Annotated in this window: 17 protein-coding genes, 1 rRNA gene and 3 riboswitches; of the genes, 14 read left to right on the top strand and 4 right to left on the bottom strand. The window is 46.1% G+C overall.

The window, feature by feature from the left end; genetic code table 11:
• The first annotated feature begins 169 nt into the window (after nucleotides 1-169).
• Together PWYN_RS08695 and PWYN_RS08690 are read left to right on the top strand one after the other, a co-directional pair.
• The gene (locus tag PWYN_RS08695) at nucleotides 170-622 is read left to right on the top strand and encodes a MarR family winged helix-turn-helix transcriptional regulator (protein ID WP_036650423.1); all 453 of its coding nucleotides are present in this window, start codon (nucleotides 170-172) and stop codon (nucleotides 620-622) included.
• Complete coding sequence (locus PWYN_RS08690) at nucleotides 619-2,118, top strand: DHA2 family efflux MFS transporter permease subunit (protein ID WP_036650421.1); 1,500 nt, start codon at nucleotides 619-621, stop codon at nucleotides 2,116-2,118. Before PWYN_RS08695 ends, PWYN_RS08690 begins: the two co-directional genes overlap by 4 nt.
• 496 nt (nucleotides 2,119-2,614) lie before the next feature.
• On the opposite strand, the gene PWYN_RS08685 is transcribed toward PWYN_RS08690, so the two are convergent.
• The 4 genes from PWYN_RS08685 to PWYN_RS08670 all read right to left on the bottom strand — a co-directional run bounded on the left by PWYN_RS08685 (nucleotide 2,615) and on the right by PWYN_RS08670 (nucleotide 5,082).
• Nucleotides 2,615-2,893 carry a zinc ribbon domain-containing protein gene (locus tag PWYN_RS08685; RefSeq protein WP_036650420.1) on the bottom strand — a complete coding sequence of 93 codons (279 nt, stop codon included), beginning with the start codon at nucleotides 2,891-2,893 and terminating at the stop codon, nucleotides 2,615-2,617.
• A gap of 99 nt (nucleotides 2,894-2,992) precedes the next feature.
• Nucleotides 2,993-3,931, bottom strand: a complete 939-nt coding sequence (locus PWYN_RS08680) for a helix-turn-helix transcriptional regulator (RefSeq protein ID WP_036650418.1) — start codon at nucleotides 3,929-3,931, stop codon at nucleotides 2,993-2,995.
• Nucleotides 3,932-3,967: 36 nt separating this feature from the next.
• On the bottom strand, nucleotides 3,968-4,315 hold the full coding sequence (locus PWYN_RS08675) for a NisI/SpaI family lantibiotic immunity lipoprotein (RefSeq protein ID WP_036650416.1): 348 nt from the start codon (nucleotides 4,313-4,315) through the stop codon (nucleotides 3,968-3,970).
• 95 nt (nucleotides 4,316-4,410) lie between these two features.
• Nucleotides 4,411-5,082: a DedA family protein gene (locus PWYN_RS08670; protein ID WP_036650414.1), complete on the bottom strand. Its 672-nt coding sequence runs from the start codon at nucleotides 5,080-5,082 to the stop codon at nucleotides 4,411-4,413.
• A 97-nt stretch (nucleotides 5,083-5,179) separates the two neighbouring features.
• Between PWYN_RS08670 and PWYN_RS08665 the strand changes: the two genes are divergently transcribed.
• The 12 genes from PWYN_RS08665 to PWYN_RS08610 all read left to right on the top strand — a co-directional run bounded on the left by PWYN_RS08665 (nucleotide 5,180) and on the right by PWYN_RS08610 (nucleotide 25,305).
• Complete coding sequence (locus tag PWYN_RS08665) at nucleotides 5,180-6,496, top strand: polysaccharide deacetylase family protein (protein ID WP_052087846.1); 1,317 nt, start codon at nucleotides 5,180-5,182, stop codon at nucleotides 6,494-6,496.
• A 112-nt stretch (nucleotides 6,497-6,608) separates the two neighbouring features.
• Nucleotides 6,609-7,943 (top strand): DUF58 domain-containing protein, encoded by a 1,335-nt coding sequence (locus tag PWYN_RS27950; protein ID WP_052087845.1) that lies wholly within the window; start codon nucleotides 6,609-6,611, stop codon nucleotides 7,941-7,943.
• Complete coding sequence (locus PWYN_RS08655; RefSeq protein WP_036650413.1) at nucleotides 7,912-10,230, top strand: DUF4129 domain-containing transglutaminase family protein; 2,319 nt, start codon at nucleotides 7,912-7,914, stop codon at nucleotides 10,228-10,230. Before PWYN_RS27950 ends, PWYN_RS08655 begins: the two co-directional genes overlap by 32 nt.
• A gap of 148 nt (nucleotides 10,231-10,378) precedes the next feature.
• A complete protein-coding gene (guaA, locus tag PWYN_RS08650) occupies nucleotides 10,379-11,917 on the top strand; it encodes a glutamine-hydrolyzing GMP synthase (RefSeq protein WP_036650411.1) in 1,539 nt (512 codons plus the stop codon).
• 835 nt (nucleotides 11,918-12,752) lie between these two features.
• A riboswitch (purine riboswitch) is annotated at nucleotides 12,753-12,852 on the top strand.
• A gap of 126 nt (nucleotides 12,853-12,978) precedes the next feature.
• Nucleotides 12,979-14,379 carry an NCS2 family permease gene (locus PWYN_RS08645; protein WP_036650409.1) on the top strand — a complete coding sequence of 467 codons (1,401 nt, stop codon included), beginning with the start codon at nucleotides 12,979-12,981 and terminating at the stop codon, nucleotides 14,377-14,379.
• A 146-nt stretch (nucleotides 14,380-14,525) separates the two neighbouring features.
• The gene (locus tag PWYN_RS08640) at nucleotides 14,526-16,106 is read left to right on the top strand and encodes a glycosyltransferase family 39 protein (RefSeq protein ID WP_036650407.1); all 1,581 of its coding nucleotides are present in this window, start codon (nucleotides 14,526-14,528) and stop codon (nucleotides 16,104-16,106) included.
• Between the two features lie 63 nt (nucleotides 16,107-16,169).
• The gene (locus PWYN_RS08635) at nucleotides 16,170-20,000 is read left to right on the top strand and encodes a glycosyltransferase family 39 protein (RefSeq protein WP_036650406.1); all 3,831 of its coding nucleotides are present in this window, start codon (nucleotides 16,170-16,172) and stop codon (nucleotides 19,998-20,000) included.
• Between the two features lie 35 nt (nucleotides 20,001-20,035).
• Entirely contained in the window at nucleotides 20,036-21,019 is a 984-nt protein-coding gene (locus PWYN_RS08630) for a glycosyltransferase family 2 protein (protein WP_036650404.1), read from the top strand.
• Nucleotides 21,009-21,413 carry a GtrA family protein gene (locus PWYN_RS08625; protein WP_036650403.1) on the top strand — a complete coding sequence of 135 codons (405 nt, stop codon included), beginning with the start codon at nucleotides 21,009-21,011 and terminating at the stop codon, nucleotides 21,411-21,413. The genes PWYN_RS08630 and PWYN_RS08625 overlap by 11 nt, the downstream gene beginning before the upstream one ends.
• A gap of 35 nt (nucleotides 21,414-21,448) precedes the next feature.
• On the top strand, nucleotides 21,449-22,108 hold the full coding sequence (locus PWYN_RS08620) for a class D sortase (protein ID WP_084146651.1): 660 nt from the start codon (nucleotides 21,449-21,451) through the stop codon (nucleotides 22,106-22,108).
• Between the two features lie 112 nt (nucleotides 22,109-22,220).
• Nucleotides 22,221-22,301, top strand: a riboswitch (cyclic di-GMP riboswitch).
• Between the two features lie 64 nt (nucleotides 22,302-22,365).
• Nucleotides 22,366-22,446, top strand: a riboswitch (cyclic di-GMP riboswitch).
• A gap of 13 nt (nucleotides 22,447-22,459) precedes the next feature.
• Entirely contained in the window at nucleotides 22,460-23,269 is an 810-nt protein-coding gene (locus tag PWYN_RS08615) for a transglutaminase-like domain-containing protein (protein WP_036650400.1), read from the top strand.
• 478 nt (nucleotides 23,270-23,747) lie between these two features.
• Nucleotides 23,748-25,305 (top strand): 16S ribosomal RNA (locus PWYN_RS08610).
• The last annotated feature ends 127 nt before the right edge of the window (nucleotides 25,306-25,432 follow it).

The raw sequence follows: 25,432 nt of genomic DNA, 5'->3' as shown, positions 1-25,432 counted from the left end.
CCGAGCGTCTATTTCACACCGAATAGCTGCAAAAAGTGCAATTAAATATTTTGGTTACTCTTTGCGCACTTTCAGAAACTTTCAGTAAACTATTGACGAATAAATACGTAAATAGTAAAATAGTTCGTATGCGAACTATATCTTTTAAAGTTAATTGGGGGTAAATGTGTTGGAGGGAAATGAGCAGCAGTTGGACGAGATCGTTTCTTCTTTTCGCCGTATAAGTCATGCATTCCAGCAGCTTCTGTGGAAAGATGCCGAAGAGCTTGAGATTACACCGACTCAGCTCATAGTGCTGCGGAAGCTGTCTATGCACCCTGAAATTGGCATCACTGAGCTTGCGGAGCTGCTTCATTTAGGAAACAGTGCGGCGAGTGGAGTCGTTGACCGCATGGTGAAGGCGGGCTTGATAACCCGGCAGCGTTCGGAGAGTGATCGGCGCAGCTTCAAGCTGTCGATGACCGATAAGGGTATTGAAATTAGGGAACGAAGCAAACAATCTCTGAGAAGACATTTGCTGCCGCTTTCAACTATTCCCACCGAGGACGCCGGGGAACTGCTGCGGATCCACGGTGAAATCGTCAAAATATTAGAACAAGGGAGAGACAAAAAGAAGCTATGAGTACAATAACTGCTAACGCTGCTGCAGGATCTAAGACTTTACGCAGAGGCCCCATCATTGCGGCGTTGCTTATAGGCGCTTTTGTGGCGCTTTTGAATCAAACGCTTATGAACGTGGCATTGCCGAAAATGATGGAGGATTTGAACATTGTCGCCAATACGGCGCAATGGTTAACGACTGGATTTATGCTGGTCAATGGTGTTCTTGTTCCTATCAGTGCTTATCTGGTGGAGAAGTTTACGACCCGTCAGCTTTTTACTACTGCAATGGTTTTATTTTCAATAGGTACGCTGGTTTGTGCAGTGGGTATCGGATTTGAAATGATCATGGTCGGCAGAGTAATTCAGGCTGTCGGCGCGGGTATTTTGATGCCGCTCATGAACATTGTGTTCTTGCGGATTTTCCCGATTGAAGAGCGGGGTAAAGCGATGGGACTCATGGCCGTTGCTATGATTTTTGCTCCGGCGGTAGGCCCTACGTTGTCAGGCTGGGTAGTACAGAATTACTCTTGGCGCGTGCTTTTCTATATCGTTCTACCGTTAGCCATTTTTTCGACTTTACTTGGAATGAAGACGATGCAAAATGTAGGGAAAGTAACCTCGCCTACGCTGGATAAACCGGGCATTATTTTCTCAACACTTGGCTTTGGAGGATTGCTGTACGGATTCAGTGATGCCGGAACCGAAGGCTGGGGAAGTAAGACCGTAATCATCTGTCTGGTCTTGGGCGTTATTTCTTTGATTCTATTCGTTGTGCGTGAGCTTACGACAGATAAGCCGCTGCTGGAAGTGCGTATTTTCAGATACAACATGTTTACCCTCACTACAATCATTAATATTATTGTAACTATGGCTATGTATTCAGGTATGATTTTGCTGCCTATATATCTACAAACGATTCGCGGCTTTACGCCGATAGACTCTGGGCTTATGCTGCTGCCGGGTGCTATCCTGATGGGAATTATGTCCCCGATAACGGGCATTATCTTTGATAAAATCGGTGCACGATGGTTGTCTGTCATAGGTCTTCTCATTACGGTAGTTACAACATGGGAATTCAGCCAGCTTACAGAGACAACCTCATACACTCATCTTATTCTGACGTATACGGCGCGGATGTTCGGGATGTCGATGCTCATGATGCCGATTGTTACCGCAGGCCTTAACCAATTGCCTCAGCGTCTCAGTTCGCATGGTACAGCAATGTCCAATACGCTGCGTACGGTAGGGGGTGCACTCGGTATTGCCCTTTTCGTCAGCCTGATGACCAACCGGGTTAAAGACTTCATCACAGATGCTGTAGTGAGCGGAACTGTCTCACAAACGGACAAGGCTGCAATGTTGCAGCTTACACAGGAAGCTCAGATCAATGGGATTACCCATGCCTTTACAGTAGCTACCTGGGTAACAGTGGCTGCATTGGTGCTGGCTTTCTTTATTCAAAAAACTTCGCCGCAGCCTGATTTCTTGAAGACGGAGAAAGAAACGGCGAACTAAAGTAAACAATATATAAATATAAAAGGGACTAATCCTCCGGTCAGTACAGACCGAAGGATTAGTCCCTTTCTGGAATATAACGGTTAGGCTTCTCTCACAATCACAATCTGGAAGATCGACTCTAAGAAGTCTGTTTTCGTATTTTTTTGTAATATGGAGACATTTCTGAGTTTTTCCGAGGCCCATCTGAGCGTCTAAGTGTATTTTATACAACTAAACCATCCAACATACCCGAACGGCTCACTATAGTTGCACTTTATACACCTATGACTACAATAATTGGCGAAAATGCCTCTTTTGGTATATTTTAGTTGCACTTAATACAATTAAAGCTCTTCGAGTCCCATTTCTGCACCTAATAGATGTATAAAGTGCAACTAACCAGGTAATACCCGAGACTAGTTTTGACCTCCGTACTCGACACCACGATTCAAAGGTACTTATACTCTTCATTCCGTCTCAGTTGCTCATTACCACCCATTCAAAGGTTCTTAAATTAGGAAGCATTCCACCGTTTCAGGCGGGGCAGTTGTTCAGCAAGCATCTGTCGTGCCGTTTCCTCAGGCATACCTTCCTGAACCATAAAACCGGTACATAGATCAGTCATTTCCTGAAGAGAAATGTCAGGTTGCTTAAATTCTCCGGCTTCATAGCAGTACATGCAATATTCACTGTTTTTGCTGCCATCCTGTTCCGTACCCAATAACGCGGCATCCTGTATGGGCATACTGCAGCTTTGGCAGAATACTTGCTCCTGGTTCTGTCCCTGTTCCATTTTCGAATTCGCTCCTCTAAATTTGTAGTGGTTAATCTTTAAGCTTAGGTTATGTACCCATTATAAAAAAATAAACCTGACGACATTCCGTCAGGTTTATTAGGAGCATCCATATTTTGCAGCAATTCCTGCGCCCATCTCCCCAAGCTTAAGGCGTATATGCTCCGGCGAAAGCACCTCCACAGCTGTTCCGAAGCTTAGTAGGAAGCCATATAACCACCCGTCCTCAGGATAGTCGAGCGAAACCCTATAGCCGCCCTTATCGTCTGCCTCAAGCTCTGTGTAGTCAAAACGATCTTCGGCAAGGTGTTTGCCTTCCGGAGTGAAGCGCAGAACCACCGGCACCAATGAAGGTTCTCTTGTCATCTCAGCGATCCAAGGGAGCCCTTTGGCAGGGAGATCTTGTCTTGTAAAACTACGTGTCTCCTTCACAAGCGTCTTCATCCGCAGCAGCTTGAACAGCCGGAATTCCTGCCGTAAAGTACATATGCCGTATAAATACCATGACTGCCCCTTTAACACCAGCGTGTAAGGCTCCACTGAGCGCAGAGTTGCCTGACCCTCTGCACTGACATATTCGAAGGTTACCGTTACGCTCTTATCAAGCGCCTCCTTCAAAGTACTCAGCCTCTCTTCCAGAGGACTGTTAATCCCCCAAGGTGAAAAGTCGACCACGAGCTGGGTCGTTTTGCTGCGGAAGGCATCGATTTTGGAGGGGGGAATCACGCTGCTGATCTTCTCCATGAGGAGGGAATGTTCGCCCCCGCCATAAGCAGAGACATTCTGAAGGGCCGTGAAAATATCAGCCAGTTCCCGATCGGTTAGAACATTTCGGTCAAGGCGGTACCCTTCCATAAGCCCTATTCCGCCGTTAGCTCCTTGATAGGTAACCACGGGAATGCCCGCTTGATTAATACTTTCGATATCACGGTAAATCGTGCGCACGGACACCTCAAACATGTCGGCGAGCTCTTTAGCCTGAATCAAATTTCGGTTCATTAACAGGATAACAATGGATAGCAATCGATCTATTTTCACAGGTTGATCCCGCTTTCTTAGAATATTCGAGCTATATTAAGGCTCATAATATACGGCTTTTCGAAGCTGCCCATTAATTTTCACGGCAAATTCAGAATTCAAGTCGCTATCTTTTATTTCATAGATTGTACTCCCTACAGGGGCTATAGTGGAATCTTCATTTTTTTCAGGCAAGGCTAGGTTTGGATCTATGTAACGTTTGACATCACCCAGCTTTTGTCCAATAGATAAATGACTTACGATTTCATCGGTCACAACATAGGATTTGTTATCCCACACAACAACTTCTGGATAGGGCAGTAAAGGGTATTCTGTCGCTTTATTATTAGAACACCCTGCCAATATGACGATGAAGAAGATCAGTAATCTAATGAAATGGTTCATTAGCTGCACCCCCGCTTATCTCAGGATCACTAAAGCTATTTTATCAATAGAAGGATACAAAGTCTTGCCAAAAACTGCGCAACAAAAAGGGCGGTTCATTCACCGCCTCTGGAGGACTCTTTTATTTCGGCTTTCAATTTAATCTCAGCCTTTCGTTTACCTAAGTGGGCACTTATGCTACGGCGGTAGCGGTATAAGATAATGACCAGGGCCACAACCGCAATACCTGCAACGATCCATATATCATAAAGCTCGAACAAATGGAAAACTCCCTCCCATTGAGGACCGAATATCCGCCCTAGGCCGAGAAACAGCAATACCCAAAATAGGGCGCCGCTGTAAGCATATAAGGCGAATTTTCGGAAGGGCAGGGCGATAATACCGGAGAAATAACCGGTAAAGTGACGTACACCGGGAATAAAGTAACCGATGAAAATGAGGATGCTTCCGTACCGTTCGAACCAACGCTGCGTCTTGTCCAGCTTGCTCGGAGAGATCAAAAACCATTTTCCATAGCGCTGTATAAAAGGTAGTCCGGCTTTCAGTCCGATGAAATAGGTTGTTGTCATACCGACGGTTGTGCCAAAGAAGGCGACTAGAATTAAGGTCATGAAATCCAATCTTCCCATATAGGACAGGAACCCAGCAAAGGCCAAGGTGGTCTCACCCGGAAAAGGCAAAGCGACGAACTCCAGCAGCAGCCCAAAGAACAATACACTATATCCGTAATTGGCAAATAACTCTTGAATCCATTTCAACATTTCCATTAGGTTGTCACTCTCCAGGAAGGCAGTTGTTATTCTATTCTTAAGCTTGTCTTCATACAATCTACCAAAAGCCAATAGAATGCTGGAGGTAGAGAAGATGAGGGATAACAAGAAAGCCCGCAGCCTAGGATTAGTTCTGCGCGGATTGCTTTTAATGATAGCTGTAATGATGGTGATATCAGGTTGCGGCACCTCGCAAGCTGCAAGTATCAGGACAACAAAGCTGCAGGAGAAATCCCCGGTTCATGCAAGACAAATTGTTCCTGCCACCATAAAATATTCCTCCGCTGCACAGCAACCGAACACTCCTCAGGTCTCACCAACGCCCGCAGTCGCATCAAAAGACAATGAATCCCGTAAAATAGTCTATTTAACCTTTGACGATGGACCCAGTCCAGTCACTGCAAAAGTGCTTGATATTCTAAAACGTGAAGGAGTGAAGGCGACCTTTTTTGTGTTGGGTAACGGAGCTAAAAGCCATCCGGAGGTCATTAGCGACATTTGGGAACAGGGTCATGCCATAGGCAATCATAGCTATGATCATAATTATCACGAATTATATAGCGGATTTACCCGCTTTTGGAATCAGATCAAGAAGACGGAAGAGATTATTCGAGGCATCACAGGTACAAGACCTCAGCTCATTCGGGCACCCGGCGGAACCTTCGGTCATTTTGATGATACCTACTTCTACCTGCTGAAGCAAGCAGGGTACATAGTTACAGACTGGACTGTGGACAGCGGCGACTCCAAACGAAGGGGGGTGCCGGCAGCTGAAATCATTAAAGACGCGGTTCCGAACACTACGTCCTCCCGTGTAATTCTCCTAATGCATGATGGGGGAGGGCATGAAGAAAGTGCTAAGGCTCTCCCTCAAATCATTGCTCGCTACAAAGAGGCAGGGTACACCTTTGGTGTACTGGATAACCAAGTTAAGCCGGTACAATTCAGGGTTTCTTCGTCCAATGCCGGTTCGGAAGGAGCTAAACCCTCCGCGGCGTGGATTGCCTCGAATATAACCGCTAACAGCGCGTTGTTCGCGGTCGGTAAGCCTCTGGTACTGGAAGTGGGAAAGCAGGAAACGAAGCTTAAGCCGGGAGAGTATAGAATTGAGCAAGGTCAATATATGGTACCTATGCGGGCCGTTATTGAACGACTTGGAGGTACGGCGAACTGGGAAGCGGGCATTCGCAGCGGAAAAGCTACCTTGAATGGGCGATCCTTCTTGGCGGATGTTAATAATAAAGAGCTGACTTTCAACGGAGTCAACGGGGAAGTATCCGTCAGGAAAGGTAAGGTGGAGATGATAGGCGGAGTAATCTGGATATCGCTTCGGGATCTGCTTGAAATTGTCGAGCATCCTCCCCTGGCAACCACTGTGACCAGCGACGAGCGGAGGGTGAAGGCTGATTAGCTTTACAAATTGCATTTAACGGCAAAAAGAGATCATTGCAGCGTCTGCCCCCCCTTTTTCCTGGGAAGAATAGATAGTATCTAAATCTATGGAAAAAGGAAGGGTTGTCCCATTGTCCTCTTCATCGTTAATAGATCCGCAACAGAAGATTGACCCAAAACCGACGGATAAACTGCCCTATCTCCGCAATAAAAAGGCTTTGTTAGAGTGGGCGCGAATGCTGGGTGTAGGCGGCTTGTTCTTCGGTTTATATTTAGGATTAGGCGGTTTTGAGCTGCTGTTTCTTTCTGTGGCTGTCGGAGTTCTTTTGGTTGGCGGATTGTTGCTTTATTTACTTGGACCTAAGCGGATAGACATTAATCGTCTGGTCACCCCGGTTCATGCCATATCCGGTGAATCGGTTATAGTCACCGTTCAAGTGAGCTTTCGTACGCGTATTCCATTGCCTTGGATGATAATTACAGACCGGTGGAGCGGTGATACTCATCGAGAACTGCTGTTTCCCGGCTTTCGCAGAACGTTTATTTATACCTATAGATTACCGAAAGTGACACGGGGCTTTCACCATTTAGAGAATTGCTATGTAAAATGGGGCGATTTAACGGGATGGTTCACAGGTATAAGTTATCCGAAGGGAAGTTCAGAATTTAAAGTACTTCCGTCCCCATTGTTTTTTGGACAAATGAATATGCAGGGCGGTTATTTTCCGGGTGAGTCAGCTGCTGCGTTGCGCAGTAGAAGCCAAGAAGAGGCTGCAGATATCCGTCATTACCTACCCGGAGATCCAATGAGCCGGATCCATTGGAAAAGCTCAGCCCGGCATGGGACTTTGCACAGCCGAACCCCTGAACGGGGGGATGTTCGAATGATCTGCATCGTTCTGGATAATGCCTCCAAGAGTTATGAGATCCCCATGGATGCTCTACGGCCACGCAGTAGCAGGAGGACGGAAACTCCTGCGTTTGAGAAGGCGGTTTCCATAGCTATGGGATTGATGCGCTCTGCCGAGCGATCGGGTGCTTATGTTCAGCTGTTCAGCGGCGGATGGCCCGAAGGGATGGCTAGGCATGAAGGGCTGGGGAAAATTCCGGGCAGGGTACTGGATGTCCTCACTGAAATTAAGCCCGATAGTACAAGAAGTCTGTCTCAGTTGCTCGATGATGCCTCCCGTGGATGGATTCCGGGTATGAGTATCGCTGTGGTTACAGGGACACTGGAGCAGGAATCCGCTAAGGTGATTGCCAAGCTGTTAACACATGGTGTGAAGGTCGCCTTATATTATGCATGGGATCGGAAGTCTAATGAATCTTCTCCTAGTAATGGTACCATCGGAGACAGTTTAAAACGTATGGGAGCGGTATTATATTGTCTTGAGCATGCACTGCCGACCTATGGTCAGGGGGTGGAACCCTCCCATGAGCCATCTGGACAACCAAGAGTACAGTAGATTTATGAACCGAGGTCGATCACCGGGGAAGAAAGAGAGCAGTTCAGCCGATAATTCGGGGAAGCTTCCCGTATATTTCAGGCTGCTGTTCTCTTTGCCTATAATGGGATTGTTCGTACAGTGGCTGCTTCCTCTATACCGCATCAGCAAGGACCAGGATACCCGCCAGCTGCTGGCTGTTCTTGGCCTGGCGGCATTGCTGCTATTAGTATGCGGATTGTTTCAGAGCCCTGGCTGGCTGCTCCAGTCGGGGCAGTTGGCAATTATTCTTTTATCATGGATATATATGTGCGCAGAGGATAAAGGCAAAGCCTGGTTAACTGCTTTTCTCACGGGAATCAAAGGGGATGCAGTCCTTTTTCTTTCCGGAAGGATGTCCGAACTCAGCAGTGAGAGTCGTCTCTTAATCCTGATGGTTGGTTGGGGGATGCTGGTAGCCTCCGTCCAGCATTTAGCTCTTTTTAGAGGCAGTATTTCACTTTTTAGTATTGTAACCTTGATATATCTATTGATATTGAACAGGTTGACTGAGATAAGTACCCTTCAGGAGATTGTAATTTCAACAGGATTGATTGTTTGGCTGAAAGGGATGTGCTGGCTGCTTCTAATGCGTGAGAAAAATCCTGGTCAGAAAAAAATTCCGTATACTCGCTGGGGAATTACTGCTTTTATAGCTGGTGCCGGTCTAACGGTGGCATCTTGGTGCGGGGGTGAACTGTATAGCCCGCAACCGGGATCGCCGATTTCATTGCTTCCGGTGCTCGGTAGAATGCAGGCGTGGGCCGAAGGAGAAAGTTCGGTACAACCGGGAATGACAGCGGGAATGACAGGCTACGGCTCTGGTGAAGGAGAGTTAGGCACACCATTGTCCCAAAGCAATGAGCTTGTATTCACAGCAGAAAGCAGTCTACCCGTCTATTGGCGCGGAGAAAGCTTCGCCTATTATGATGGACGCCGATGGGGAAAAAGCGGCGAGGCTTATCTTCCGCTGAATTTGGCAAGTCTGCCGGATGAGAGTTCTACAGAGTTCATAGAATCAGGAGGGACTTCGCTGCTTCAACGGGTGCAATTCGCTGTTCCATCGACTGGCGGGCAGCCGTTATTTAGCGCTGGAAGGGTTGTAGATGTTACGAACGTTGAATTGGCTGACGGCAGTAAACTGGGGTTTATATTTACGAATGCAGAGAAGGATAGTTTCCGGCTGCCCAACATTAGAGGATCTGCACGGATATCCACATATAGGGTTAAATCGTTGTTGCCTGAGACGAACCCCGAGGTTCTTCGTGCCTTTGCCGGTTCGGACCCGGTGAAGGTAAAGGACACATATCTAGAGCTGCCCACCTCACTCCCGGGCCGTGTCCGGGAACTGGCTGGAGAGATCATGGCAACTGCACGGAGCCGGTATGATGCTGCCGTTGCGGTAAGGGATTATTTGCAGAGTCGCTATCCATACACCTTGGATACTCAGGTACCGCCGGTAGGAGCGGATTTTGTGGACGACTTCTTATTCGAGTCCCGGAAGGGCTATTGTGTTCACTTCGCTACAGCAATGGTTACTCTGCTGCGCAGCGCCGATATTCCCGCAAGATACGTGCAGGGATACGGGCCTGGTACCGCAGAGAAGGGCTCCGCCTCTCAGCGGTATGCGGTCACCCAGGCAGATGCGCATGCCTGGGTCGAGGTTTATTTCCCCGGCGCGGGCTGGGTTCCCTTCGACCCCACGCCGGGATCATTATCGGCAGAGGGCACCGCGCTGCCGGGTCAACCCCCGCCCGCTGCGCTTGGCGCGGGCACCCTCCCCGCCCGGCTGCGCCAGGGCGGGCCAACCCCAGCGCCGCTCCGCGCGGCGGCGCTGCTGCTTCCCGCCGCCGCTTGGCGCTGGCGGCGCAGCCTGGCTCTGCTGCTGGCGGCGCGCAGCAGCAGAACGGCCAAGCCAGAACGGCTGCTGGCCGCAGCCACTCTGGCTTGGCAAGGGCTGGCGGCGCGCTATGGCCAGCCGCCGCCGGGGATGACCGGCAGGGAGTACGCCGCCTCCCTGCATATAGAAGACGCCAGACTACGCGAAGCGGTCTGGCAGTTTGTACGCCAGTGGGAGCTCCTGGCGTACAGCCCGGTTCACCTTCGCTCTTGCTTCCGCGAGCGAACGATTCCGGCTTCTTCAGCCTGTGCATCCTCGTTGGATGCACAGTTGGTCTCTGCCGGACCCGCCGATCCCTCATTACCTGACTCCCAGTCAGCCACTGCATTTATAGGAGTCTGCCTGGGCATTACACTGCGTGTAACTTAATAAACGTGCATTGCTTGTTTATTCTTGCAAGATCAGGAAGTGTACCCTTTGATTTTGGCTAAAAGGTTCTGCAATACGGTGTCTCCTTTCCTTGACGGTGTTAATTATCCATGAGTATAATGAATCCAATAATCAAGGGAGGCACGTAATGGACAAGCCAAATGAAATCATCGTCGTTCTCGATTTCGGAGGACAATATAACCAACTTATCGCGCGCAGAATTCGGGACCTAGGGGTATACAGCGAGCTTCTGCCGTACAATACGCCAATTGACAAGATCAAAGCACTCTCACCTAAGGGAATTATTTTCTCCGGCGGCCCTAGCAGTGTTTATGCTGAGAATGCACCGCATGTAGATCCAGCTATTTATGATTTGGGTCTGCCAATCTTCGGTATCTGCTACGGTATGCAGCTCATGGCCCATCAGCTTGAAGGTAAAGTGGAGCGCTCTGCCAAACGTGAGTACGGCAAAGCAGACGTTGACTTTGAACTAGGAGCTTTGCTCGCTGGGGGACTTGAGAGCCGCCAGACCGTATGGATGAGCCATGGCGACCATGTTGTGGAACTTCCGGTTGGCTTCAAGCTGGACGCAGGTACCGAAAGCGCACCAATCGCCGCAATGAGCCACAACGAACGCAAATTCTTTGCCGTTCAGTTCCACCCTGAGGTACAGCATTCCGTACGTGGTAACGAGATGATTTCCAACTTCCTGTACGAAATTTGCGGCTGCGAAGGCAAATGGACGATGTCATCGTTTATTGAGGACGCAATTAAGGATATTCAAGATAAAGTCGGAGATAAAAAAGTGCTTTGTGCACTCAGCGGCGGAGTTGATTCCTCTGTAGTGGCGATGCTAATCCATCGTGCCATTGGGGATCAATTAACCTGCATGTTTATCGATCACGGTCTTCTGCGCAAGGGCGAGGCAGAGAGTGTTATGGAAACATTCGTAGGTAAGTTCGATATTCATGTTGTCAAAATTGATGCCCGTGAGCGTTTTATGAGCAAGCTGGCTGGTGTAGAAGACCCTGAGCAGAAGCGTAAAATCATCGGTAATGAGTTCATCTATTGCTTCGATGAAGAGTCGGCTAAGCTGGGAGATTTCTCATTCCTAGCCCAAGGAACGCTCTATACGGATATTGTGGAGAGCGGAACGGCAACGGCACAAACTATCAAATCACATCATAATGTGGGCGGGCTTCCGGAAGATATGAAATTCAGCCTGATTGAGCCTCTGAACACATTGTTCAAAGACGAAGTCCATAAATTGGGCGAAGAGCTGGGAATGCCGCATGCGATCGTATGGCGTCAACCTTTCCCTGGTCCGGGACTTGCAATACGTGTGCTGGGTGAAATTACAGAAGAAAAGCTGACCATCGTACGGGACTCCGACTTAATCTTGCGTGAAGAGATTGCCAAAGCCGGTCTGGACCGTGAAATTTGGCAGTACTTCACAGCTTTGCCTAACATGAAAAGTGTTGGTGTTATGGGTGATGCCCGTACGTATTCCTACACCGTAGGCATCCGTGCAGTAACTTCCATCGACGGGATGACTGCTGACTGGGCACGTATTCCGTGGGATGTATTGGAGAAAATCTCCGTTCGTATCGTAAACGAAGTAGAAAACGTAAATCGCATTGTGTATGATGTGACCTCTAAACCACCTGCAACCATTGAGTGGGAGTAGTAGGACCATCCAAAAGCAAAAGCAAGAGCTGGAACTGCCGTAACCGGTGTTCCAGTTCTTTTTTATGCGCACTTGTTTAAATAAGTCTATTTAATACATGGTTATGGTATAGGTGTCTGCGGGTTATAGGAATTAGCTTTTCAGGTTAATTGTAGTTTGTACACTTAAATGATTAATTTGGCCGAGGGGCGATGCTTTAATTGCACTTTCTGCAGCTATTTTCCTTGTAGAAGGTGCATCATGAGGTTTTTTCGGGATATAAATGCAAAAAATACAACTAAACTCACTTAGCAGGATCATTCCTCAATAATAACTGTACAGAATGCAGTTATTTCATTGAGAAGGTTATTCTATATAGATTGAACTTGATAAACTGACAAAAAGGATTGAAGTAACGGAGGGGAATTTTGGAACTGGAAGAGCGGTAGCGTCCGCCTTTGTTTCCGGATTTCATCCGCTACTAGCGGTAAAAATCCAGAAATCCGGAGACAACAGCGGCTGGAAGTCCAACATTCACCGTAGTTACGACCCAAAACCAATGTAGCAAAATCTTAAGTTCATCTTATATACCTACATATTTAACCAAGGAATGGCTAAAAATATAGAACAAATCCTACATATCATACAAATTATACAACTCCCTAACCCAATCGATGGGAGCACCATTAATACGTTATGAGAAACCCCCCTTTAAATCGTTCAGCAGCCGGACAATGACAATGGGTTAAGTGGTGTCGTCGCGAAAATTGTCTGATTTACGAACAATCTAAAAAATATGACGAATAATGTTCGTTTTTACCATTGACAACACATGTCATGTCAACCTAAAATGATAAAGCACAACAACACAAATATTCGTATAATTTCAGGGATTGGCCTGAAAGTTTCTACGAGGTCACCGTAATGACCTGGCTACGATTAAGAAGAGGATTCCTAGGTTACCGTTGCCGTAAGGCTGGCGATTATCAAGGAGGAACTTTTTTTTCGGGCCGGCGTCTCCCAAGACTCCGGCCTTTTGTTGCTGTCAACAGCATACCAACATACCTTAGGGGGAGAACAATTTGAATCGCTTTTTCAAACTGAAAGAGAATGGTACTACTGTGCGCACAGAAATAATGGCCGGTTTGACCACGTTTATGGCAATGGCTTACATCCTATCGGTTAATCCGGGCACTTTGACAGCTTTTGGCCGGATCGATATGGGCTGGTACTCCGTATTTCTGGCTACAGCACTGGCAGCAGGTATTTTTACTATCGCTATGGGCTTGTTCATAAATTTCCCAGTAGCTTTGGCTCCTGGCATGGGGCTTAATGCATACTTCGCATCCGTAATATTGTCTTCTGCAACATCGGATTCTCCTTTTACTTGGCAGATGGGATTGACAGCGGTTTTCATTTCCGGTTTGATCTTTATCCTTTTAACGATAACCAGAGTACGTCAAATATTGCTCGATGCTATTCCAGACGGTTTAAAGCATGCAATTACAGTAGGTATTGGTTTGTTTATCACCATTATCGGACTTAAGAACAGCGGTTTGATGACGATCGGCGTTGAAGCCGGGAATGACATCGCAGCGAACACTTTTACAGATGTACTTTCGTTTGAAACTGTAATTCACATGGGCAGCTTGGAGAACACCAATGTTCAGCTCGCTATTATAGGCCTGCTTCTCATTGCTATCCTAATGGTACTTAAGGTTCGTGGTGCAATCCTGTTCGGTATTATCGGTACAACTGTAGCGGGTATCCTAATGGGTGCTGTAGATTTCAGCAGCTTGTCCAATCCGCAGACACCATGGATTCCAGATTTTACTCAATTGAACTTTATGGAATTTGACTGGGACGGTATCCTTCATACAGGTATTGTTTCGACCATCGCAACATTCACTTTCGTAGAATTGTTTGATACCTTTGGTACGCTGGTGGGTACAGCACAGCGTGCAGGTATTATGGACAACCCTGAAGAGGGTAAAAAACGTGTAGGTAAAGCAATGTTTGTAGATGCGGTTGCAGTAGCAGGCGGTGCGGTGTTGGGTACTTCCACAACGACAGCTTATGTTGAAAGCGCGGCAGGTGTAGCAGAAGGCGGACGTACAGGTCTTACCGCTGTAACAACGGGTGTATGTTTCCTGCTTGCTCTCTTCATTGCTCCTGTAGTCCAATTGATTCCGGGTTCAGCTACGGCAGCAGCACTTATTATCGTTGGTGTACTGATGGCACAATCGATTCGTCAAATTGACTTTGATGATATGGTTATTGCGATTCCAGCTTTCTTGACCTTCGTAATTATGCCGTTCACTTATAATATCGCTAATGGTATTTCCTTCGGTATTGTTACGTATGTTATTCTTGCTTTTGTGGGTAACCTTTCCGGCAAGAAGAAGTATGACATTCACTGGATGATGTGGGTACTGGCTGTTCTGATTATCCTTCGTTATGTATTAATCGGCAGCCAAGGTTAAGACCTAATCCTTAAAGTTAGCGGCTCCTTCTATTAGAAGGGGCCGCTTTTTTTGTCTTAAGTATATACGGCCTTCTTCCATAGTCCATGGGGAAGGGCTTTTCTTCATCCCGCATATAGATTATATTGTTGAAGAGGTGATGCGTGTTGTGGAGTAGTTTAATAGGTGGGTACAACTACTGCAGAAACAATCCGTGGCTGGTAGTTTTGTTTCTATCGGGAGCTGCAATTCGCATTCTTTACATAGGGTCGATTCCCGGAGGTCTGAATCAGGACGAAGCATCCATAGGTTATGATGCATTTGCTATTCTACATTACGGGATAGATCGGAACGGAATTCACTTGCCGATTCATCTTATTTCATGGGGGAGCGGCCAAAATGCCCTTTATGCCTATTTGTCCATGCCCTTTATTCTAGTTTTTGGCTTAACTCCATTTTCAGTGCGGGCAGTCAGCTTGTTGATGGGCCTGTTGGGCATGATCGTATTTTATCTTTTTTCAAAAGCTTTGTTTAAATCCAAGTCCGCAGGCCTAGCTGCCATGTTCCTTATCGCTATTAATCCATGGCATATTATGATGTCAAGATGGGCGTTGGAATCCAATGTATTACCGACCCTTATTTTAATTGCAGCTTATTGTGCATTAAAGTCATTCCAATCCCCGAAATGGTCTTATGGCTTTACCGTCATAGCAGCGCTTTCGCTGTATGCGTATGGGACTGCCTATTTTTTCATACCTGTATTTGCCTTGGCCGTAGCAGCATTTCTTCTATATAACAGGATGCTGACACTCCGAACAGCGGTCTGGAATGTTGTGTTGTTTGTACTGTTGGCACTACCTATTCTATTATTTATTATAATCAACCACTGGAAACTCCAGAGCATAGTAACACTGCTCTTTTCAATACCGAAGCTGACGACACCGCGTGTTGAGGAAATTTCCTCTCTATTCGGTGGACATTTATGGGCGGCTGCCGGTGCAAATTTCCGAAACTTTATAAGTTTAATTGTCAGTGGAACGGATGGACTGCCCTGGAATGCGATTAGTCCCTATGGATACGCTTATCCTATTGCATTACCTTTTGCTGTTGTGGGTCTGATCCTAATGCTGCAATCCTTATGGAATAAAGAACGTGCATCGGGGCCTCCCTTTTTAATTCTGCTATGGCTTATCGTATCTGTTCTAATGTCGCTCATCACGGATGTAAATATTAATCGGATTAACGTTATTTTTTATCCTTTGCTATTCTTAATTGTTGAAGGATTTTTAGGGCTTGCCCGCAAGGTAAAAGCTGCAGGAGTCGCTTCAACTGCCTTGTTCAGTATATTCTTTGTTCTGTTCGCTACGGCATACTTCCGCGACTATCCTCAGAGAATTGGCCCAGCTTTTTATGAATCGTTCGGTGAGGCTGTACAATATGCTTCTATAGAGAGTAAAGGTAAGATCTACGTTACAGATCAGGTAAACATGCCTTATATTCATGTGCTTTTTTATGAGAAAGTTAATCCTCATGACTTTATAAAGACTGTTAAATACATGAATCCCGGTCATGCATTTCAGAAGGTATCTTCATTTGGGAGATATGTTTTTGGTCGGCCGGACATAACCTCGAAGGAGAAGGCAGCGTATATCATTTGGAACGGAGAGTTGCAGTCTCTTCCGGCGGAGAGCGAGCATTTTTCCATTACGAAATTCACGAATTATACTGTGCTAATTCCAGAAGGATGAATAATGAGAGTTCATAATACCAGCGTATCGCTGGAATAACATCGGTGAGGTGAAGGTTGAGCAATGATAACTACTAATAAACGCATAACTGCATTGGTTCTGTTCCTGCTGCTTTTATTCGTTTTCCCAGTTTCTGGTGCCTTTGCAGCAGGGAATCTTGTGCAGAATCCTGGCTTTGAAGAAGGGGATTCGAATTCTCCCTCCAACTGGACAAGGGATGCATGGATTGCAGGAGACGACTCCGGGCAGATCTCTGTTCAATCAGAGGAGGTCCATTCCGGCAGCAAGGCGGCTATGATTGAGAATTTGGAACCGAATCACTTGAAATGGATACAGGATATTAAGGCTCAGTCTGGAAGTTATTATAAAATATCCGGATGGGTCAAGGTAGTAAGCACCGAAGGTGATGGAACGGGTGCGAATATTCTCCCTGTAGGGATCGGAAGCGGGTATCCGAGCGTTGTAGATACTGCTGGGGACTGGCAATATCTTGAGTTTTTCGGCCAAACCGGGCCCGAGCAAACGGAGTTTGGGATAGGTGCCAGCCTTGGAGGGTATTCCAGCTTGATCAAAGGCAAAGCCTATTTTGATGATTTATCCGTAGAACTTTTAGAGGCTGCTCCTGTCGGAAAGGACATTATTTCATTGGATAGCGGGGCCGCAGCTCAGGACGCAAGCAGCCAAGATCCGGCGGCAGCTCCCCATAAAATATCACCGGCGAAGCTGCTGTTAATCTCATCGCTTTTTACAATTATGTTTGTTTATTTCTATAATAGAGCTTTCCGCAGTAAAGGACTTTTGGATCAACCCGAAGTCATCTATCAAAGATGGTTGGTTGTGGCCATGGGAGCCGCCCTTATCCTGCGAATATGGATTGGTATAACCGCGCAAGGATACGAGAACGACATGAATACCTTTATTGCCTGGGGTCAACGCATGCTGGATTTGGGTCCAGGAAACTTCTATCAAAAGGGTTATTTTGCAGACTATCCCCCGGGGTATTTATATGTATTGTATTTACTTAGTTTCATTAAAGGTGTATTCGGTTTTGCACACGGTTCGGCGGGTGAGACCCTTCTTTTCAAGCTGCCGGCAATCCTTTCTGACCTCGTGCTTGGATATTTGATATTTAGAATAGGGCGTAAGAAAATAGGTTCAGGCTTGGCTGTGGGTTTGATGCTCCTCTTCTTATTTAATCCTGCCGTGCTTATTAATTCAGCGGCTTGGGGTCAAGCGGATTCCTTTTTCCTGATATTTCTGCTCATGAGTATTAGGGGGGCTGTTGATAAAGCTTTCGTTCGATCAGCGATATTCTTTGCACTGGCGGTATTAATTAAGCCGCAGGCGCTTATATTCACACCGGTTCTACTGTTTGCCTTTTATCATCACCGTGCATGGAAGCAGCTTGCCGTTGGGGCATTATATGGTATGGGCACTTTTATCCTGCTTGCAGTTCCTTTCTTCTGGAATAACGGCGGTTTGGGCGGCATTATCCGTCTTTACAAAAGCACTCTATCGTCCTATCCGTATTCTTCGGTTAATGCCTTTAACCTGTATGCGCTGACCGATCCCTTATGGTCGTCACTGGATACAACTTGGCTGGGAATCACCTATCGTATTTGGGGATTTATCTTTATATTGGTTGCTGTCGCCGTTGCAGTCCTTTTCTCCTTTGCCAAAGAGCGTCTCGATCTATCCAAGTCCTACTATATAGGAATGGTCCTGATTGTTGTTGTGTTTGTACTTGGAACCAAAATGCATGAACGTTATCTTTTCCCGGTTGTAATTCTGTGTCTATTCAGTTTTATTGAAAGCCGTGACCGACGTTTCCTGACCTTGTTCCTGGGGTTCAGCTTGACTCAATATATTAATGTAGGTTACACGCTTGCCCATCTGAACGCAGGTAATAATCCCGGTTCGGATGGAATTGTGCTGATCACAGCGATTACGAATCTTGGGCTTCTGTTATATATGCTCTATATTGGTTACCATGTGTATATACGCAAAGAGCCCAAACTCCTTCTTCCCCAATATACAGCCGCGGAGAAAACTGCCGAGGATTTGAGTATTATTGAAGATATACGTCCATTTGCAGAAAACGGACGCGGATCGAGGTTCAAGCTTCAACGTAAGGACTGGATAGGGATTATTCTGATTACAGCTATATATGCGGCGCTTGCCCTTTTCCATTTAGGCTCCACCAAGTCCCCGGAAACGTTATGGGAACCATCAGCCAAAGGTGAGAGTTTCTATATCGATCTTGGGGAGAGCAAACAGCTAGAGCGTGTAAATATATTCGGAGGCGTTGGAACGGGTAAATTTCAGCTGGAATTCAGCCAAACCCCGGATACTTGGAGTACTCCGCTGGATGTTAACGAGGACGTGGGTAATGTATTTGTATGGAAAAGCCAACCCCTCAACGTAGCGGCGCGTTACATGAAGCTTACGGTTAATTCACCGGGATTCGCGCTGCATGAAATGGCTTTGTATGCGCAGGGCGGCGGTAGAACGCCGTTGCCGATTACCAGTGTGGTGCCGGATGCCCAAGTCGTATCCAAACAGGGCAGCCCAACCCATCTTTTTGATGAGCAGTCGCTAATTCCTGCCTATTCAGGGTTCATGAACGGGACCTACTTTGATGAAATTTATCATGCCCGTACGGCTTATGAGTATACACATGGAATCGTGCCTTACGAGAATACGCATCCGCCGCTTGGGAAGTTGCTTATTGCTATCGGGATGGAGCTGTTCGGTGTGAATCCGTTCGGTTGGCGCATTATCGGCACGCTTTTTGGAATAGCTATGCTTCCGCTCATCTACATTATGGCTTTGCGCTTGTTTGGAAAGAGTAGATATGCCGTTCTTGCTGCAGGATTATTTGCTCTAGATTTCATGCATTTCACCCAAACGCGTATCTCCACTATAGATGTGTACGGCGTCTTCTTCATCATGCTGATGTTCTATTTCATGCAGCGGTATTTCACTATGAACTTCTATTTGGTTCCACTTAGAAAAACCTTGGTTCCCTTATTCTGGTCCGGATTGTTCTTCGGGATCGGAGTAGCCTCCAAATGGATCGTGCTGTATGGCGGTGCCGGGCTGGCGATTATGCTCGCTCTAGTATTGTTCGAGCGTCATAAGCAGTATCGTGCGGCCAAGAGAGTTTTGGTTGAAGGGAAACTTAGTGATCAGGAACTGAAACATGCCAGCCAGGGGGCTGTCAAAGTCTTTTGGAAGAACACGACTCTTACCTTGCTCAGCTGCATAGTTTTCTTTGTTCTTATTCCTGTCCTTGTATATAGTCTTTCTTTCATCCCTGTTCTGACACCGACAACGGAGGGTTACACGCTTAAAGGCTTAGTTGATGCCCAGAAGAATATGTACAACTACCATAGTCAGCTAGTAGCTACGCATCCTTTTGCATCATCCTGGTGGCAGTGGCCATTTATGAAGAGACCAGTCTGGTTCTACAGCGGTGGCGAAGGTCTTCCTGCGGGTAAAGTAACCAGCATTGTCACTCTGGGTAATCCGCTCATTTGGTGGGTGGGAATCTTTGCAGTGTTGGGTGCCTTATGGCTGTCTATTAAACGTAAAGATAAAAGTTTGTACATGATCTGGATCGCTTTCTTTTCTCAATTTGTACCTTGGATGCTTGTTCCGCGTGAGACTTTTCTTTATCACTACTTTGCTATGGTGCCATTTCTAATTCTTAGTCTTGTTTATATGATGAAGCTTCTTGACGGTAAGCACCCAAAATCCCGTTACATTCGTTATATCTTTATGGGGCTTGCAGTGCTGTTGTTTATCGCATTTTATCCGGTGCTATCGGGTATGGAGGTTAACGGGGATTATGTTAAATATTTTTTACGCTGGTTCCCCACCTGGGTGTTTTAAATGTTGAAGAATGACTATGCTTGAGGAGGAACGTAATGAAAGCTAGATACAGCGTAATTATTCCTATGTTCAACGAGGAAGAAGTTATTGCCCACACGTACGATCGATTAAAAAAAGTAATGGACACCTGCGGGGAGTCCTATGAGCTCTTATTTGTTAATGATGGGAGCCGTGATCGTACAGTAGAAATTATGCGGGAAATCACTAATCGTGATAAGAACGTAAAGCTGATTGATTTCTCCCGTAACTTTGGCCATCAGGTAGCAATAACCGCGGGTATGGATTATTCAGAAGGTCAGGCGGTTGTAGTGATCGATGCAGATCTTCAGGATCCGCCGGAGGTCATTTTAGAGATGATCGAGAAGTGGAAGGAAGGCTACGACGTTGTATATGCGAAGAGATTGAAACGACATGGAGAGACTCTTTTCAAAAAGGTAACGGCTAAGCTCTTCTACAGGCTTCTAAGCAGTATGACGAGTGTGGAGATTCCAACGGACACAGGTGATTTCCGTCTTATTGACCGTAAAGTATGTGATGTACTAAGAGGACTGAAAGAGAAGAATCGATATGTTAGAGGTTTGGTAAGCTGGGTGGGCTTCCGCCAGACTATGGTCGAATACGTACGGGAAGAGCGTTTTGCAGGCGAGACCAAATATCCGTTGAAAAAAATGATCCGCTTTGCATTAGACGGAATAACCTCTTTCTCACATAAGCCGCTCAAAATCGCTTCCTATATTGGCTTCTTTCTTTCCTTTGCCAGCTTTATTTACTTATTTCTTGTATTGTTCCAGAGATTATTCACCTCGTGGACCGTACCCGGCTGGGCTTCTATTGTAGGGGTTAATCTGCTTTTCAATGGTATCGTGCTAATGCTGCTTGGTGTTATCGGTGAATATATCGGTAGGATTTATGATGAGTCCAAAGACAGACCGCTTTATATTGTTCGTGAGACGACAGGATACCAAGATGATGAAGAAATATCTGAGGCAAGTCTGAAGGTACAACGTCATGTCCGATAAAAGCCTGCGTGTCGGAGTCATTCAATTTCTAAAATTCAACGCAGTTGGCGTTCTTAACACATTGGTTGATTTTGCGATATTTACATTATTACATTCCATTGGGATGGTATATGGTGTGGCTCAAGTCATCTCCTACAGTGCAGGTACTGCCAATAGCTTTATTCTTAATAAAAAGGTGACCTTCCGAGACCGGGAGCGTAGCAGCACAGATGGCTTTGACCGCAAGCAGCTATTGAGATTTATTCTACTTAATCTGGTAGTGCTGGGTATCTCCCTGCTGTTAATGAACCTTTTGACTGACAAATTCGGGGTTCAAGTATTAATGGCTAAGGTTATGGTCACCTTTGTAACGGTTGTCATCAATTTTTTTGGCAGCCGAAAATGGGTTTTTTGATATATTTATCTTATTAATAGAGAGGAGTGCATTCTATGCGAAAGTTTTCCTACCTGCTGATACTATGCGGTATTTTGGTCATACTGTATCCGAAAGCTAATGAGTGGTTTAACGATTGGCAGCAGAATCGGCTGGTAAATGAAGCGGAACAGAGTTACAGAGATAGTGAGACTCCTTCTAATGATGCTGAGCTACAAAGCAGATATGCTAAGGTTACTCAGCTGCTTGCTGAGGAATCCACGTTGGACGAGCAAGCTCAGACAGAAGGGGACAACTCTGCTCAGGCTCAGCAGGAGGTTGGCGGAGATGTGATTGCACTCATCGAGATAAATAAGATAGACCTGAAGCTTCCTGTGCTTGAAGGAGCTACGAAAGCGAATATGAAGCATGCAGCAGCACATATGAAAGAAACAACACCCCTAGGTGAGATTGGTAATTCAGCAATTGCTGCTCATAGAGCCAGAAAGACAGGAAGATTGTTCAACAGATTAAATGAAGTGGGTATAGGTGACATTATTACGGTAAAGACCAAGAACCAAGACTATAATTATGAAGTTTATGATATTTCTATCGTGGAGCCAACGGACGTTTCTGTTCTTAAGGGCAATAACAAGGACTCGATCCTTACACTTATTACTTGTGATCCGCTGGTCAATCCGACGCACCGTCTTATAATTCATGCCAAGTTACCCTGAATAATGTAGAGAATTTGAATTATCGTAAAATATAATTATAAAATAGAGGATTCTATCAACCAGTCTATTGAGTATTACCGAAAACATGGTAATATAATAGATATAAAGCTAAACACGATAACGGCAAACCTATCGAAAGATAGGGACGCAAAGCTAAAGGGCCTTCCCGAAAGGATGGCAGCCAGCTACCGAATAAAGAGGCTTTTTTTGTTTTAATCTACTCGCTCCTATGATTCTAGTAGATGTAGATAAAGCTACAACGATAACGGCAAACCTATCGAAAGGTAGGGACGCAAAGCTAAAGGGTCTTCCCGAAAGGATGACAGCCAGCTACCGAAAGGAGTTTTATCCATGAAGAAGTTCTATTTCATGTTAATGACACTATTCGTGTTAGTTACCTCAGTACAGGTTACTACAGCAGAAGCAGCAACTACCGATACCACTTGGTTGAACACGTCAAAGTTAGCTGAAGGTGTAATTGGAGTACAATATGAAGTGCCGTCGAATAAACGTACCAAGCTAATGATTACTAAGGATAATAGCAGCTACACTTATAACCTGGTATCCTCTAATCAAACCGAAGTTTTCCCCCTCCAACAAGGTAATGGTTCTTACAAGGTGTCAGTTCTTGAGAACACAACAGGCAACAAGTACAGAGTGATATACTCTGAAGAAGTTGACTTATCTCTAAGCAATACTAATGTTGTATATTTGAATTCTGTTCAGAATATTAAATGGAATTCCTCAGATAAAGCCATCCAGAAAGCTCAACAACTGACACAAGGCCTGACCAAAGATGAAGACAAAGTGAAAGCAATCTATAACTACATCGTTAAGAACGTACAGTATGACTACACATTGGCAGCCAATGTTGCTACGGATTACATCCCTAATATTAATAATACGATCACGAACAAAAAAGGTATTTGTTATGATTACTCTTCCTTGTTCGCTGCGATGCTACGTAGCGTAGACATTCCAGCCAAATTGGTAATGGGCAACACGAGTTATGTTAGTGAGTACCATGCTTGGAATGAAGTTCTACTGAATGGGAAATGGGTAACCGTTGATACAACAGTAGATGCTGGATTGATAAAGAACAAGAAAACAGCCGAATTAATCAAAAGCTCCAGCAAATATACCTCGGCTAAATTCTACTAATACAAATTAAAAGTAAACGTGATAAATGAACAACCTGCTTAACTATTAAGCAGGTTGTTTTTATTTTTGTGTAATGGTTGATTTTTGAGCTAGTATTGAGTTATTATAAGAAAGCGTTATCAGAGATTTGCCTACACCAATGAATGATGAACTAAAAAGAAGTCATTCAAAAAAAGCTTGCAATTGATTTCTATACATGATATATTCTTATTCCGGCCAAGAAATGTTGATGCCGAGCTCGAAAAAGAAGTTGAAAAAAGAGCTTGCATTACACGGTTGGATATGATATATTATAAGAGTTGCTGGTGAGACATTAACCGCCGACAACGAGAACTTGATCTTTGAAAACTGAACAACGAGTGAGTGGGATTTTACGAGAGTAAAATCCAAAATCATGGACTTCTTGAAGACCATGATCAGAGAATTTTTTAATTCTCGTCAGATGTTTCAAAAATGAGCAATCGCTCTTTCTAAATACAATTTGGAGAGTTTGATCCTGGCTCAGGACGAACGCTGGCGGCATGCCTAATACATGCAAGTCGAGCGGAGTGATTTTGAAAGCTTGCTTTCAAAATCATTTAGCGGCGGACGGGTGAGTAACACGTAGGCAACCTGCCCCTTAGACTGGGATAACTACCGGAAACGGTAGCTAATACCGGATAATTTCTTTCCTCACCTGAGGAGAGAATGAAAGACGGAGCAATCTGTCACTGAGGGATGGGCCTGCGGCGCATTAGCTAGTTGGTGAGGTAACGGCTCACCAAGGCGACGATGCGTAGCCGACCTGAGAGGGTGAACGGCCACACTGGGACTGAGACACGGCCCAGACTCCTACGGGAGGCAGCAGTAGGGAATCTTCCGCAATGGGCGAAAGCCTGACGGAGCAATGCCGCGTGAGTGATGAAGGTTTTCGGATCGTAAAGCTCTGTTGCCAGGGAAGAACGTCCGGTAGAGTAACTGCTACCGGAGTGACGGTACCTGAGAAGAAAGCCCCGGCTAACTACGTGCCAGCAGCCGCGGTAATACGTAGGGGGCAAGCGTTGTCCGGAATTATTGGGCGTAAAGCGCGCGCAGGCGGCTATTTAAGTCTGGTGTTTAAACCTTGGGCTCAACCTGAGGTCGCACTGGAAACTGGGTGGCTTGAGTACAGAAGAGGAAAGTGGAATTCCACGTGTAGCGGTGAAATGCGTAGATATGTGGAGGAACACCAGTGGCGAAGGCGACTTTCTGGGCTGTAACTGACGCTGAGGCGCGAAAGCGTGGGGAGCAAACAGGATTAGATACCCTGGTAGTCCACGCCGTAAACGATGAGTGCTAGGTGTTAGGGGTTTCGATACCCTTGGTGCCGAAGTTAACACAGTAAGCACTCCGCCTGGGGAGTACGGTCGCAAGACTGAAACTCAAAGGAATTGACGGGGACCCGCACAAGCAGTGGAGTATGTGGTTTAATTCGAAGCAACGCGAAGAACCTTACCAGGTCTTGACATCCCGATGTAAGCATTAGAGATAGTGCCCCTCTTCGGAGCATCGGAGACAGGTGGTGCATGGTTGTCGTCAGCTCGTGTCGTGAGATGTTGGGTTAAGTCCCGCAACGAGCGCAACCCTTATGCTTAGTTGCCAGCACATTATGGTGGGCACTCTAAGCAGACTGCCGGTGACAAACCGGAGGAAGGTGGGGATGACGTCAAATCATCATGCCCCTTATGACCTGGGCTACACACGTACTACAATGGCCGGTACAACGGGCTGCGAAATCGCAAGGTGGAGCGAATCCCAACAAAGCCGGTCTCAGTTCGGATTGCAGGCTGCAACTCGCCTGCATGAAGTCGGAATTGCTAGTAATCGCGGATCAGCATGCCGCGGTGAATACGTTCCCGGGTCTTGTACACACCGCCCGTCACACCACGAGAGTTTACAACACCCGAAGTCGGTGGGGTAACCCGCAAGGGAGCCAGCCGCCGAAGGTGGGGTAGATGATTGGGGTGAAGTCGTAACAAGGTAGCCGTATCGGAAGGTGCGGCTGGATCACCTCCTTTCTATGGAGAATCGTTTCCTGTAACGGAAACATTCGAACAGAAGCGTTAAGCTTCTATAAGGACCCTTGAAGGTTCGAACCACTCACTCGTTGTTCAGTTTTGAGAGTTTAAGCTCTCATTTTTAAAC

It is taken from the genome of Paenibacillus wynnii (assembly GCF_000757885.1).
GTDB classification, from domain to species: domain Bacteria; phylum Bacillota; class Bacilli; order Paenibacillales; family Paenibacillaceae; genus Paenibacillus_AQ; species Paenibacillus_AQ wynnii.
This window is presented reverse-complemented; position numbering and strand designations above follow the sequence as displayed.